At 66.0% G+C, this 14302-nt stretch carries 10 protein-coding genes and 1 tRNA gene; 3 read left to right on the top strand and 8 right to left on the bottom strand.

The window, feature by feature from the left end; translation table 11 throughout:
* Positions 1–19: 19 nt before the first annotated feature.
* From VEA80_RS08215 to VEA80_RS08185, 7 genes are all read right to left on the bottom strand, one after another.
* Positions 20–1102, bottom strand: a complete 1083-nt coding sequence (locus VEA80_RS08215; protein ID WP_325060231.1) for a septal ring lytic transglycosylase RlpA family protein — start codon at positions 1100–1102, stop codon at positions 20–22.
* Positions 1103–1208: 106 nt separating this feature from the next.
* Positions 1209–1892: a hemerythrin domain-containing protein gene (locus VEA80_RS08210; protein WP_325060230.1), complete on the bottom strand. Its 684-nt coding sequence runs from the start codon at positions 1890–1892 to the stop codon at positions 1209–1211.
* 66 nt (positions 1893–1958) lie between these two features.
* A tRNA-Ser gene (locus VEA80_RS08205) sits at positions 1959–2048 on the bottom strand.
* A gap of 110 nt (positions 2049–2158) precedes the next feature.
* Positions 2159–3511 carry a hypothetical protein gene (locus tag VEA80_RS08200; RefSeq protein WP_325060229.1) on the bottom strand — a complete coding sequence of 451 codons (1353 nt, stop codon included), beginning with the start codon at positions 3509–3511 and terminating at the stop codon, positions 2159–2161.
* A gap of 207 nt (positions 3512–3718) precedes the next feature.
* Positions 3719–4366, bottom strand: coding sequence for a 3-oxoacid CoA-transferase subunit B (locus tag VEA80_RS08195; RefSeq protein WP_325060228.1), 648 nt, complete (start codon positions 4364–4366; stop codon positions 3719–3721).
* On the bottom strand, positions 4366–5073 hold the full coding sequence (locus tag VEA80_RS08190) for a CoA transferase subunit A (protein WP_325060227.1): 708 nt from the start codon (positions 5071–5073) through the stop codon (positions 4366–4368). Before VEA80_RS08190 ends, VEA80_RS08195 begins: the two co-directional genes overlap by 1 nt.
* Positions 5074–5300: 227 nt before the next feature.
* Entirely contained in the window at positions 5301–6407 is a 1107-nt protein-coding gene (locus VEA80_RS08185) for a CaiB/BaiF CoA-transferase family protein (protein WP_325060226.1), read from the bottom strand.
* 110 nt (positions 6408–6517) lie between these two features.
* On the opposite strand from VEA80_RS08185, the gene VEA80_RS08180 reads away from it, so the two are divergent.
* The 3 genes from VEA80_RS08180 to VEA80_RS08170 all read left to right on the top strand — a co-directional run bounded on the left by VEA80_RS08180 (position 6518) and on the right by VEA80_RS08170 (position 10800).
* Positions 6518–7798 carry a hypothetical protein gene (locus VEA80_RS08180; RefSeq protein ID WP_325060225.1) on the top strand — a complete coding sequence of 427 codons (1281 nt, stop codon included), beginning with the start codon at positions 6518–6520 and terminating at the stop codon, positions 7796–7798.
* Between the two features lie 81 nt (positions 7799–7879).
* On the top strand, positions 7880–8938 hold the full coding sequence (locus VEA80_RS08175) for an AAA family ATPase (protein WP_414731501.1): 1059 nt from the start codon (positions 7880–7882) through the stop codon (positions 8936–8938).
* Entirely contained in the window at positions 8938–10800 is a 1863-nt protein-coding gene (locus VEA80_RS08170) for a DUF2201 family putative metallopeptidase (protein WP_325060223.1), read from the top strand. The genes VEA80_RS08175 and VEA80_RS08170 overlap by 1 nt, the downstream gene beginning before the upstream one ends.
* 2 nt (positions 10801–10802) lie before the next feature.
* Here the strand turns inward: VEA80_RS08170 and mfd are convergent, their stop codons facing one another.
* Positions 10803–14297, bottom strand: a complete 3495-nt coding sequence (mfd, locus tag VEA80_RS08165; RefSeq protein WP_325060222.1) for a transcription-repair coupling factor — start codon at positions 14295–14297, stop codon at positions 10803–10805.
* Positions 14298–14302 lie beyond the last annotated feature (5 nt).

The following is a 14302-nucleotide window of genomic DNA, read 5'->3' as shown; positions in this document are numbered from 1 at the left end:
TACGTCAACAAACCGCCAATCACCGTGCCGCCACAATGCTTTCACCGTAGCCGAGGGACGAGAGCTGGCGGCGCGCGGCGTCGGCCTGTTCTCTAGACGCCCACGGCCCCAGCCGCACGCGGAACAATTCACCGCCAGCGGCGGTCTGGCGCATGTCGACGCTGACCGGACCGGCGGCGCTGACTTCGTCGCGGACACGGTGCGCGTTGGTGAGATCGGCGTAGGCGCCGACCTGGACGTAGAAGCCGTCGCCGGCGGGCTGTGAGTAACGCGGCGGAGCGGATTGCGGCTGGCCGAGCGGGGCGCCGGCGAGGGCGGCGGCACGCGGCTCCTCTTCCACAGGTCGTGGGAGCAGGGAGACTGGCCCCTCCCCTGCGCGGAGGGCGGTCGGCTGGGCAGGGGGCGGAGCGGTGTGTGCGGCGGGCGATCCCTCGGCGGCCACACGGCGCGGCGCGGGGCCGAGATATCGGACGTGAACGCGGGCTTGGCCCTGCTGCTCGAAGCCGAGCACTTCCGCACTGCGGCGCGAAAGGTCGATGAGGCGCTCGCCGACAAACGGCCCGCGGTCATTGACGCGGACGATGACTTCGCGGCCGTTCTCAAGATTGGTGACCTGGACGAGGCTCGGGATCGGCAGCGTCGGGTGGGCGGCGGTCAGCGCCTCCTGATCGAAGATCTCGCCGCTCGCGGTGGCCTGGCCGTGGAAGGTCGGGCCGTACCAAGAAGCCGTACCCGTCTGCTCGTAGCCCGGCTCAGGCGTCGGCACGTACCAGCGGCCGTTGGCCTCATAGGGCGGCCCTACCCGCTCCCGTTCCAGCCACTGCGGGTGTTCGGTCGAGGCGGGCGCGGTTTCGACGTGAGCCGGCGCGCTGCGGACGCTGCCGCGCCGAATGTCGATCGCAGCGCCTTCGGTGCGGGCGCCCGCGCCGTAGCCGTAGGAGTTTTCATCGCCGCCGCTCAGCGTGTTGCCAACCGAAGCCGCCTGCAGCGGGACGGGCGCCCGCTGACCCGCATACTCGATCGGCGCCTGCGCCGCGGCGGCCCCTGCGACGCAGAATGCGGCGGCGCAGACGAGGGCGACGCGGTTGAGTGGAAAGGCCATAGGCGGCGGACCCCGAGAGATGTGTTCCATCCCTGTTACCCCGCCGCCCGTTTAGACCGCGTAAGCGTTTATCCTTTTTGCAGTTTAACTACAGTTGCGCGTGAGGTCAGCCGACCGGATCGCCATAGCGGAGTTCAGCGCCGTGCAGCGTCCGCGTCTCCGGCGCGGGGATGCCGCTGCGCTTCAGCGTGCGCTTGAGATCGTCTTTACGCTGTTCGAGACGCTCCCCGAGGTCATCGAAATCGATATCGCCACGGCGCGCCTGCGCGAACATGCCGCCGGGCTGCTCCTCCTCCTTCACGTGGTGCTTGATCATTTCCGAAAGCACCTTGACGCGCGCGTCGTAGAACTCGTCGCGCGGATTGGCGTCCATGATTTCGGCGATCAGCACCTTGGCGCCGTCGTGCTCGACCAGCGCTTCGCCGTAGGTCTCCTCGTCGATCGCGTCCTTCACGGCCGGATAGAAGAGCTCCTCCTCGATCATGGTGTGGATGGTGAGTTCGAGACAGATCTCGCGGGCGATGTTGCGCTTGTCGGTCGGCGATGTCGCCTCCTCGAATTCCTCGAACAGCGCTTCGACCGTGCGATGATCCTGCTTCAGCAGGGCGATCGCCGCCGGGTCGCGGCCGCGGCTCGGCGCGCGGTCCGCGCCATTGGCGCGCCGGCCGTTTGCGCGGCGCTTCGCCGTCGCCTTCGTTCTGCCCTTGCTTGCGCTCGCCTTCTTCACCGACTTCGCGCGCGTCTTCTTCGCCGAGCTGCGTCCGCTCGCCGCTTTTGCTTTCTTTGCCATGTGCGTCTTTCCCGAAGTGAACCTTCGGAGCTAACGGGGCCGAACCGGGGCTTGTTCCGGCGCACGTGGCGGAGGGAGTGGGATTCGAACCCACGGTGGGCTTGCACCCACGCCGGTTTTCAAGACCGGTGCCTTAAACCACTCGGCCATCCCTCCGGGCTGGTGGCGGGTATCAGCGCACTCGCTACTCCGCAAGCGGGCAAAGCGGCAAAGAAAAAGGCCGGCGGTGGGGAGCCGCCGGCCTTTGGTTTTTGCGTCCGCTCTGCTTACCAGCGGAATGGGGTCCGGAAGGAAAGCCGGACATCCGGGGCGTCTTCGGTGACGCCGACATCGACGCTGGTGGCGAGCGTCAGACGCTCGGTGGCCCGGAAGGAGAGGCCCAGCTGCAGGCTGCCGACTTGCAGCTCGGTGGACTCCGTGATCATGCCGTTCAACTCGGTCTCGGTCGGCATCACGTAGGAGTGCGAGTAGCCCAGTGAGTACGAGAAGCGCGGGTTGAGCGAGAAGCCGAAGCCGAAACCGAAGCCGACGGAATCGCCCGGATTGACATGGCCCACGTGCACCGTGCCGAAGGTGCGATCGACGTCCTCGGTGATGTTGTACATGTAGCTGACGTTGGCGAACAGCACCGCCGGGTCACTCGGGTACATCATCGACAGGCTGCCCTGCACGGCCCAGAAGCCGGAACCGGTAGCGAGTTCGGTCGAGACGCCCTGGGCGTCGCGGTCGAGTTCGAACGGGCCGAGGCCCGTGTTCGACTTGACGCGCGCGCCAGCGACGAAGATCGGCGCGCCGTTGCGGCCGCGATTGAGCTGGTAGCGCGCCGAGAGTTCGACATCGCCCAGTTCCGAGCCTTGCAGCTCGAACGTCTGCGTCGTCGTCTGGCTGTTCTGCGAGACCGTGGTGATGCGATCGGAGCGGTGGATGTACGGCACCCGGCCTTCGATCTCGAGCCGGTCGGTGAGCGCATAACGGATCGCCAAAGACGAGGAGAAGGTGTCGCGAGCGCTGTCGTTGGCCTCGATTAGGCCGATCTGAATGCCCGTGACGATCTCGACGCCGCGAAAGACGAAACGGTTCGAGGAGCTGCGCGAGTATTCGAACGAGGGCTCGATGACGAGCCGGCCCTGGCCCAGAAGGGCGTTCTGCCCTTCCGGAAGCGCCTCAACGGTCGAGACTTGCGTCTCCTCCGGCGGCGCTTCGCCCACCGGCCGGTCCGGCGGAGCAGCCGGCGTGCCGGTTGGAGCGGCGCTGCCGCCCTCGGTTTGGGTTAGCGTCGTGATCGGCGCGCGGCGATTGACCGAAATCGGCTCGTCCGCCGCCAGCGCCGCGTAGTTCAGGCCATGTGCGCCGACGCCGGCGCCGCGGATCTCGCCAAGATCCGCTTCGCTGACACTGCCGCCCATCGCAAGAATCTCACGCCGCTGGCGTTCGATCAGCTCACGCTGTTCGCTAATCTCTCTCTGTTGGTCTTGGAGCTGTCGCTCCTGCGCGTTGAGCCGCTGCTCTTGCTGGTTAATCAGTTCGAGCACGCGTGAGAATTCGTTCGGGGTCGAACTCTGCGCGTTTGCGTCTCCGCTCCAGACCAGCGCACACGCGGCGAGCGCGCATGCGGCCATTGCGGCCGCACGCCTCCCCACGTGTCGCTTCATTCCGGTACGAAGCATCACCATACCTAGGCTGGAGGGCACTGCATGGCGCCCTCTCTGCACGAATTGTTCCGGAGAACTTACCTGGCAGGTGATGAGAAACGATGAACGCGCGAACGATTGTGAGATCGCTCGCGCGTTTACGCATGTTTACTTGTGTCGATGTGCGTGAAGACTTCAGCGCAGCCCGTTGGTGAACGGCGCCTGCGTCTTTGCGGTGATCTCTTCCAGCGTGACGCCATCGGCGAGTTCGATAAGCTTCATGGGTTGTTGACCATGCTTGTCGATCTCGAACACGCCGAGATCGGTTATCACCAGATCAACCACGTTGACGCCGGTGAGCGGCAGCGTGCATCTGGTCAGCAGCTTCGAGGCGCCGTCCTTCGACGTGTGTTCCATCACGACGACGACGCGCTTCACGCCGGCAACGAGGTCCATCGCCCCGCCCATGCCCTTCACCATCTTGCCGGGCACCATCCAGTTGGCGAGGTCGCCGCGATCGCTGACCTCCATCGCGCCGAGGATCGAAAGATCGATATGGCCGCCGCGGATCATGCCGAATGAGTCCGCCGAGGAAAAATACGACGTCTTCTTCAGCGCGGTGATGGTCTGTTTGCCGGCGTTAATCAGATCGGCGTCCTCTTCGCCCTCGAACGGGAACGGGCCCATGCCGAGCATGCCGTTCTCCGACTGCAGCGTGACCTCCATCCCCTCCGGAATGTAGTTCGCCACCAAGGTCGGGATGCCGATGCCTAGGTTAACGTAAAAGCCGTCGCGTAATTCCTTGGCGGCGCGTTGAGCGAGTTGATCGCGGGACCACGGCATTATGCATTCTCCCGCTGACGGACGGTGCGCTGTTCGATGCGCTTCTCGAAAGCGCCCTTGACGATCCGGTCGACGAAGATGCCGGGCGTGTGGATCTGATCGGGATCGAGTTCGCCGGTCTCGACCAGGATCTCCACTTCGGCGACGCACTTCTTGCCGGCTGTCGCCATCATCGGATTAAAATTGCGGGCGGTCTTGCGGAAGATCAGGTTGCCTTCCTTGTCCCCTTTCCAGGCTTTGACGATGGAGAGATCGGCCACCAGGCCCGTTTCGAGCACGTAGGTCTCGCCGTTAAAGACCTTGGTCTCCTTGCCCTCGGCCACCAAAGTGCCGACGCCGGTCTTGGTATAGAAGCCTGCGATCCCCGCGCCGCCGGCGCGGCAGCGTTCGGCCAGCGTGCCTTGGGGGTTGAATTCAAGTTCAAGTTCGCCGGCGAGGTACTGGCGCGCGAACTCCTTGTTCTCGCCCACGTAGGAGCTGACCATTTTCCGGATCTGTTTGGTTTCCAGCAGCAGCCCCAGGCCCCAGCCGTCGACGCCGGCATTGTTGGAGATGACGGTGATGCCCTTAACGCCGCTGTCGCGCAGGGCGAGGATCAGGTTCTCGGGAATGCCGCAGAGGCCGAAACCGCCGCTCATTACCGTCATGCCGTCGAAAGTCAGGCCCTCGAGCGCGGACTTGGCGTCCGCATAGACTTTGTTTGCCATGCGCCCCGTTTACGTAGGGGCGCGCTGCGGTGCAACATGCCGGGGCGGAAATGCAAGTTTCAGGTCCGCCAACGCATTGCGCCGGCGGCTGAGCCGGCCGCCGGCGCTTTGCTTCGGCCCTAAGGTGGGCCGAGAACCTGGCCCCGGTACGAGCGAGGGACGAAAAATCGCCCAGAGCCGAGGACGATAAAACACCCTGGCGGTTGAACCGGCGCTGAATGGGTTAATCAGCTTGGGCGGGCGGTAACGCCCCAGTCCGAGAGAATTTCGGCCGAGTGGGCCCCTGCCGCAGCCGGTGGGCCCTGGATCGCGCCGGACGTGCGCGAAAAGCGCGGCGCCGGCGCCGGCTGCACTACCCCCTCCACTTCCGTGAACGCGCCGCGGGCAGCGTTGTGGGGGTGTTTCGGCGCTTCGGCCATGTCGAGCACCGGGGCGAAGCAGACGTCCGAGCCTTCCATCAGTTCGGTCCACTCCGCGCGGGTCCTGGTCTTGATGACCGCCGCGACCTTATCCGACATCGCCGGCCAATGCGGCTTGTTCATCTGCATGGCGAAGTCGGGATCGTCCTTGAGGCCCGTCTTCTCCAGCAGCAGCGCGTAGAATTGCGGTTCGAGCGCGCCGATGGTGACGAACTTGCCGTCGCAGGTTTCGTAAACGTCGTAGAACGGCGCGCCGCCGTCGAGGAGGTTGGCGTCGCGCTCGTCGGTCCAGATGCCGGCGGCGCGCAGGCCATACATGACGCCCATGAGCGAGGCCGCGCCATCGGTGATGGCGGCGTCGATGACTTGGCCTTTGCCGGAGCGCTGCGCCTCGTACAGCGCCGCGCATACGCCCATCGCTAGGAAAAGGGCCCCTCCTCCGTAGTCGCCGACCAAATTGAGCGGCGGCGAGGGCGGGGCGCCTTTGCGGCCCATGGCGTGCAGCGCGCCGGAGAGGGCGATGTAGTTGAGATCGTGGCCGGCGGCGTGCGCGAGCGGGCCGGTCTGGCCCCAGCCCGTCATGCGTCCGTAGATCAGGCGCGGGTTGCGCTCCAGCGCTTCGTCGGGCCCGACGCCGAGGCGCTCCATCACGCCGGGACGGAACCCTTCGATCAGCACATCCGCTTTCTCGATCAGCGCCAAGGCGACCTCGACATCGGCACGCTCTTTCATGTCGAGCGCGATCGAGCGGCGGCCACGCGCGGTGACGTCGAACTTGGCGCCGCCGCGGCCGCCCTTGCGGTCGATGCGCACGACGTCGGCGCCCATGTCGGACAAGAGCATGCAGCAATAGGGGCCGGGGCCGATGCCGGCGAACTCGACAACTTTCACACCCGCCAGCGGTCCCTGCGCCATCAGCTTGCTCCGTTTACCCTCCCGGTTTGAGAGAGTGCTAACAAGCGTTACTTATAACGGTTCACTACGCGCCGTCGCGGGCGCCGGAGCGTTAACCTTTGCGCATCGTCGTGCGAGCTTCTGACGCCCGGATTGTGCGCGAGGCGCAAGCGCAGCTCTCGGCCGCTGGCGTCGAGACGCTTGCCCTGGCGGGACCCGCGCGTCAGGCGCCTGACGGCGAGGACATCGCCATAATCCCAGGTGGCCAGGACGCTTCCATCGCGGAAGCGCTGATGGCGTCCGGCGCGCCCCCGCTCGCGTGCCTCTCTGGCTTGCGATGGGCTTCCCCGCCGCCGCGCGGGCTCGGCGCCAGCAGCATCTTCGCAGGCGCGGTTTCGCTCGATGCGCCGCCCAAGCTGCTCGCCGCGCAGATGGAAGCCTGGATCCGTGTGGCCGTTGCCGAGGAGGAGCGCACGCGCCGCGGCGCGACGGCATCGGCGCTTCGCGTTGCGCCGCCGCAATCGCCCGAGCCGCGGCGCCTCAAAGCGCTCTATATCGGCGCGCCGAGTTCGATGTTTTTGGCGCTGGAGCGCGCGCTGGCGGAACAGGACGGGCTGGTCGCCGCCGCGTTCTCATCCTACGCCGGATTCGATCACCTGCACGACGAACCGTTCGACGCCGTCGTCCTGAATGGGGCGCAAGACGCACAGACGGCGATCTCGCTCTGCGCCGCGCTTCGCCGCAACGCGACGCTCTATCATTTGCCGACCATGGTGGTCGTGGCCTCGGGCGACACCGATACGGCGAAAGCGGCGATCGACCGCGGCGCCTCAGCGGTCGCGACCGTCAATGCGCCGACGGGCGCGAGTTTGGGCTGGCTGTTCGAAGCGGTGCGGCGCGAACGCCGCCGCCGCGCCGCCGAGCACGACATCTGCGCGCTGCGCGACTTGATGGGCGATGCGCGCACCGGCCTGTGGAGGCGCGGCGCGTTCGACGCGCACCTCGCGCGCTTGGCGGCGGATCACCACGCCAGCGGCAGGCCGCTCAGCCTCGCCGTGCTGCGGGTGCTGCCAGCGCATGGCGCGCGCGCGCCCGCGGAAGAGGTCTGGCGCAAGGGCTTCACCGAAGTGGCGAGCCTCGCCGCGCGGCTGATGCGCGACGCCGATTGCGGCGTGACGCTCGGCGGCGATCTGATCGCCATCGCCCTGCCCGCGGCAAATCTCAAAAGCGCCAAGCGCACCGCCGAGCGCGTCGCGTCGGTGGCCGAGTGCACGGCCTTCGCCTCCGGCGACGGCGGCGCCGGGCCGCTCGTGTTCGAGCAGAGCGCGGTCGAGCTGCAGCCCGGCGAAAGCGGCGCCGGCATGCTCGCCCGCGCGCTGCGCGCGATCGAAGTGGAGCAGATCCCGGCTTAGGCTCTCGCGAACACGCCCCGCGCCCTTCCCTCGCAACGGCACGCCTTGTAGCGTTCCAAGGCTGCGGCATAGGAGTTTGGCGTGGAGGCGGCTCGCACCCTAAAACCTCGGGAGCTGATGGACTTTCTACTCAACGTGGCGCCGGTGCGCCCGGTGTTCGTTTGGGGTCCGCCCGGTATCGGCAAGTCGTCGATCGTGCAGCAGTTCGCTGAAGCGGTCGGCCTCGATTGCGTGTCGCTGCTCGGTTCGCAACTCGCGCCGGAAGATCTCATCGGCGTGCCGAAGATTGAGGGCGGCAAAACCCGGTTTCATCCACCCGCACAAATCGCGCGAGAAACCGCCTATTGTCTGTTCTTGGATGAACTCAACGCCTGCTCGCACGACGTGCAGAAGGCCTTCTACTCGCTGATCAACGACAGGCGCATCGGCGAGTACGCTTTACCCCAGGGCTCAGTTGTGATCGGGGCGGGAAATCGGGCGCAGGACGCGGCCATTGTGCGCGCCTTATCGTCTGCGCTGATCAATCGTCTGATTCACGTGCAATTGCGCGCCGACGCGGCCGACTGGATTGCCTGGGCGGAGGGTTCGAGCGTGGATCCATTGGTGATCGACTATATTCGCCTGCGTCCAGATCAGCTCTGGTCCAAGCCGCCGAAGCATGAGGAGCCGTTTTCCACACCGCGCGCCTGGGCGTTCCTGTCGGAGGCTTGGCAAGCCTATGCGGAGGACAACCGCAACGAAGCTGTCGCCGACGTCCTCGCCAGCGGCTTGCTGACGCCCTCTCACGCGCGCGGTTTCATCGCCTTCTATCGGCAGCGACAACGCGCCTTCGATTTGAACGCTATTCTGAAAGGCGAGCGTAAGTGGCCTGACAAACCGGACGAGCGCGACATTCTCTATTTCCTGACCCAGTCGTTTCGTGCGCAGCTGATCAAGGAGCTTCCCGAAGAGGGCGTGAAGCTTTCCAAACCGGTTCGCGAACTCTCGATGCGCGCCAAAGACGCGCTCATTCAGCTCTCGCGCATTTCGGTGGAAATGGCGCAACTGGTGCTCGCCGCCGATGAAAACGGCAACTCGCTGCCGGATTGGTTCATGGTGGAGATTGCAAGAGATTTGCCGCGGCTGGTCGGACGCGGCTGATGACACGGCGCAGCTCCAAACGCGAGGCGCGGATCGAGGCGATACAAGAAGGTTTGAAGACGGCCACGCCGCATCCGCTGCTTTCGGCTTTGCCGGAAGTATCCTTCGACTTTCTCCAACAGCGTTGCCCGCCGGTTCCGCCCGACGCGCTTCTGAGCATCGCTTACGAGTTGACGCCGGCGTCGCGCTGGTATCCGGAGAGTCTGTCCCTCGTCGTCCGACCGAATTTGGAGCGCGACTCCGAACCTGGCGATTGGCCCTGGGCGATCGCACGTATTCGGCTCCATGCAGCGCTCAATCACATCGACCCAGAACGGAACGATATCGAATGGTCGGCGGCTTGCTGGGCGGTTGCAGAGGCGCTTTTGATCAATGCTGGCTTGGGGTCGCGCCCCGCGTGGCTGCCGCCGCTGCCGCAAGGCTACAAGCTTACGGACGAAAACGCCCTCTCGGCGCGGCTGCGCGAGAGAATCCCGGACGAGTTCCTCGCGCTTGGATTGGGCGCTCATGCAAAGCCGTTTTGGTCTTGCAACTTCGACAAGCTCACGGCCCAGATGCGCCGCGACGCTTCGCGGGCATTCGCCGATGGCGTTCGAGCAGCCGCCACAGGCGCCGTTCAAGGCGCCGGGATCAGCCATGCGCAAACTGCGCGAAAGGACAGCGAGGCGGAGCGATGCCGTGCGTGGTTTGTCTCGAACTATCCTCTGCTCGCTTCGTTGGCGTCAGGCTTCAGCATCATCGAAGACCCCGCCGCTTGCGATCGGCTCGCGGTGCGCGTTGCTGCGGTGCAAAGCGAGATGCAGGAAATCTACGTCAATCCGAAGGCGGGTTTGCACGGCGACGAAATGCGCTTCGTCATGGCGCACGAGATTCTGCACGTCGGGCTTCGCCACGAAATGCGTCGCCAAGGGCGCGATCCTTGGCTTTGGAATGTCGCATGCGACTTCGTCATCAACGGCTGGCTGCTGGAGATGGGCGTCGGCGCACCGCCGGAAAAGATCGGATTTCTATTTGACCCCGAGCTGAAGGGCGCGTCGGCGGAGGAAATTTACGACCGGATCACGAGCGACCTGCGCGTGCTGCGAAAAGTCAAGAAGCTGCGCGGCTGGGTCGAAGGTGGACCCGACGTACTCGGTGACAAGCCTGAGCAATGGTGGCGGCGCGGCGGCGCCGATCTCGACGCGTTTTATCGGCGGGCGTTGCAAGCCGGTCTCGAACTTCACCAGACGAGCGGCCGCGGCCTTCTGCCCGGTGGGCTGATCGAGGAGATCAAGGCGCTCGATCATCCCGTCATCCCTTGGGATGTCGCGCTCGGGGACTGGCTCGACTCCTTCTTCGAGCCAGTGGAAGTCCGGCGAACTTACGCTCGGGCAAGCCGCCGGCAGGAATCTTCTCCGGACATTCCGCGTCCGGGCCGTGCGCCGCCGCTCGAGCGCAGCCCCGACCGAACGTTCGGCGTCTTGCTAGACTCGTCCGGTTCTATGGATCGCGTGATTCTGGCGCGCGCCCTCGGCGCCATCCGCGCCTATGCGCTGTCACGCGAAGTGCGCGCTGTCCGCCTGATCCAGTGTGACGCTTACGCGCACGACAGCGGATATGTCACTCCCGATGACTTGCTGGAGACCTTCGAGATACGCGGCCGCGGCGGCACAGTGCTCATGCCGGGCATTCGGTTGCTTGAAACAGCGCCGGACTTTCCCAGCGCCGCGCCCATCCTCGTCATCACCGATGGGGCCTCGGACGCACTGACGATCCGGCGCGAGCACGCGTTTCTCACGCCGAGCTACGGCAAGTTCGAGTACCGAACGCTGGGTCCCGTGTTCAGGATGCGCGAAGAGCTCGACGACAAGACAGACGCATAGTCTCAAGCCGCCTTGCGCATGGCGATGCGGCTCAGTGCTTCGAGCACGCCGCGGAGCGCTTTTAGGCGCTGCGTCGCTTCGGGCCAGGCGGCGGTGACGACGAGCTTGCCGTCGGGGCGCATGCGGAAATCGTCGGGGCGCTCCTGAACGTGGCGCACCAGCGCCATCGGATCTGGGAAGCCGCCGTCGCGGAACGTCATCACAGCGCCTTTGGGGCCGGCGTCGAGCTTAGAAATCTGGCAGCGCCGGCACATTGACTTGAGCGAGGCGACCGCGATCAACTGGTCCACTTCCGCCGGCAGCGGGCCGAAGCGATCGATCAGCTCGGCGGCGAAGGCTTCGCGTTCCTGATCGGTTTCGAGATCGGCGAGGCGGCGATAGAGCGAGAGCCGCACGTTGAGGTCGGTGACGTACTCCTCCGGGATCAGCACCGAGGCGCCGACATTGATCTGCGGCGACCACGACTTCTCGCTCACGGCATCCTCGCCGCGGCCGGCGCGCAGATTCTCGACCGCTTCTTCGAGCATCGACTGGTAAAGCTCCACGCCGACTTCGCGGATGTGGCCCGATTGCTCTTCGCCCAAGAGATTGCCGCCGCCGCGCATGTCGAGGTCGTGGCTGGCGAGCTGAAAGCCGGCGCCCAGATTGTCGAGCGACGACAGGATTTTGAGCCGCTTCTCGGCGCTGGCGGTGAGGGCCTGTTCGGCGGCGGTGGTGAGGTAAGCGTACGCGCGCAGCTTCGAGCGGCCCACGCGGCCGCGCAGCTGGTAGAGCTGCGCCAGGCCGAACATGTCGGCGCGGAAGACGATCAGCGTGTTGGCGCGCGGGATATCGAGCCCGGATTCGACGATCGTGGTCGACAAGAGAATGTCGAACTCGCCGTCATAGAAGCGCGTCATGATCTCATCGAGCGCGCCGGCGGCCATTTGACCGTGCGCCATCGCGAACGTCACTTCCGGCACGTTGCGCCGCAGGAATTCCGCCGCTTCGTCCAAATCGGAGATGCGCGGCGTGACGAAAAAACTCTGACCGCCGCGATATTTCTCGCGCAGCAGCGCTTCGCGGACGGTCACGGCGTCGAACGCCGTCACGTAGGTGCGCACGGCCATGCGGTCGATCGGCGGCGTCGTGATGAGGCTCATCTCCCGCACGCCGGCGAGCGCAAGCTGCAGCGTGCGCGGAATCGGCGTCGCCGAGAGCGTCAAAGCGTGCACTTCGGAGCGGAGATCCTTCAGCCGCTCTTTGTGCTTCACGCCGAAGTGCTGCTCTTCGTCGATGATCATCAGGCCCAGATTGGCGAACTGAACCGTCTTCGACAGGAGGGCGTGGGTGCCGACGACGATCTCAACAGTGCCGTCGGTGAGGCCGGCCTTGGTTTCGTTCGCCTCCTTCGTAGTGACGAGTCGCGAAAGCTGGCGCACGCGCACGGGCAGACCGCGGAAACGCTCGCTGAAGGTGCGGAAGTGCTGGCGACACAGCAACGTCGTCGGCGCGATCACCGCGACTTGCTGGCCGCTCATGGCGACCAGAAACGCAGCGCGCAGCGCCACTTCGGTCTTGCCGAAGCCAACATCGCCGCAGATGAGCCGGTCCATCGGCTTGCCTGCGGCGAGATCGCCCATGACATCGTCGATCGCGGCGAGTTGGTCTTCGGTCTCTTCGTACGGGAAGCGCGCGCAGAACTCGTCCCACAGTCCCTCCGGCGGCGAGACTGGCTCGGCCGTGCGGGTGGCGCGCATCGCAGCGATGCGCAACAACTCCTCGGCCATGTCGCGCAGGCGCTGCTTGGCGCGGGCTTTGCGGCTCTGCCAGGCGACGCCGCCGAGCTTGTCGAGCTGCGCTTCGGCGTCTTCGGCGCCATAGCGGCTGACGAGTTCAATATTCTCGACCGGCAGATAGAGCTTGTCGCCGCCGGAATAGGTGAGATCGAGGCAATCGTGCGGCGCGCCGGCTGCGTCGAGCGTCTTTAGGCCCTCGTAGCGGCCGACGCCGTGGTCCTGGTGGACGATGAGATCGCCGGGGCTCAGGGAGCCCGCTTCGGCGATGACGCTCGCGGCCTTGCGGCGCTTACGCGGCCGGGCGAGGCGATCGCCGAGAATGTCCTGCTCTGCGATTAGCGCGAACGCGTCCGTCTCGAAGCCGTGTTCGACAGGCAGCACGACAAGGCCGTGCACGCCCTTCGGCAGCTGCGTGGCTTCCCGCCAGGAGAGAATGCGCACCACCGGCGAGACGCCGTGGTCGTTCAGCACGCCTAGCAGCCGCTCGGCCGACCCTTCGGTCCAGGCGGCGACGAGCACGCGCTTCTTTCCCTTCGTCAGCGTTTCGATGTGCTTTGCGGCGGCGTCGAACACGTTGGCGTCCGCGGTTTGCCGCTCCGGCGCGAAGTCGCGGCCGAGCCGGGCGCCCAAATCGAGCTGCTTCTTCGCGTCCGTGTCGAAATGGGTGAAGCGGCGCACGGGACGCGCGCCCAGCGCGGCCTCCAGCGCGTCGTCATTGAGGTAAAGCAGCTCCGGTTCGGGCGCGCGGAATGGCGCCCCGCCGCGTGGGATCGGCGCGGTCTTGCGCGACTCGTAGTGGTCGACCGCTGTGGCGACGCGGTCCTTCAGCGCCTCTTCGGCCAGCGCGTCGAAGGCGATCAGCGCGTTCTCGCCGGCATAGTCGAACACGGTTTCTAGGCGTTCGTAGAAGAACGGCAGGAATTGTTCGACGCCTTGCCGGCGGATGCGCGCGCTGACGCTGTCATAGAGCGGATCGTTGACCGCACCGTAGGCTTGATTGAAGCGGCGGCGGAACTGCAAGACGGTGAGATCGTCCAGCAGCACCTCGCTCACCGGCGTCAACAGCGCCGCGGCGAGCTTGGCTTTCGAAATCTGGGTATCAGGATCGAAGCTGCGGATGGTTTCGAGCGTGTCGCCGAAGAAGTCGAACCGTAGCGGCTCGGCCGCGCCCGGCGTGAACACGTCGATCAGGCCGCCGCGCACCGCGAACTCGCCCGGCGCGCGCACCGTCGACGCGCGCGCATAGCCATTGACGACGAGATACGATTCGAGCTCCTGCATCGAAGCGTCGCTGCCGGCCTTCGCCGGGAACGCGCCTTCCGCCATGCGCTTGCGCGGCGGCACCCGCTGAGCCACGGCCGAGGCGGTCGCCACCACGAGCAGCGGCGCGTCCTTCTCCCCGCGCCGCGCCAGCTGGGTCAGCGCCGCGCAACGTTGCGCGGCCACTGCGGCGGCGGGCGAGATGCGGTCATAGGGTAGCGTATCCCACGCCGGCAGCCGAAGCGTCGCCGACTCGGGCGCGAAGAATTGCGCCGCCGCCTCAAATTGCGACGCCCGTGTCTCGTCGCGGGCGACGAACAGCGTCACGCCGCCGCGCGCCTGCGCGGTTTCCGCCAGCACCGCGGCGTCCACGCCTTCAGGCGCGCCGGACACGATGAGCGCGTCCTTCGACTTCGCCAGCGTATCCACGAGGCGCGGGTTGAGTGCCGGGTCTTTCATCAAGC

The sequence above is a fragment of the Vitreimonas sp. genome, assembly GCF_035627415.1.
In the GTDB taxonomy this organism is placed as follows: Bacteria; Pseudomonadota; Alphaproteobacteria; order Caulobacterales; family Aquidulcibacteraceae; genus Vitreimonas.
Note: the sequence above shows the minus strand (reverse complement) of the source record. Positions and strands in the feature narration are given on the sequence as shown.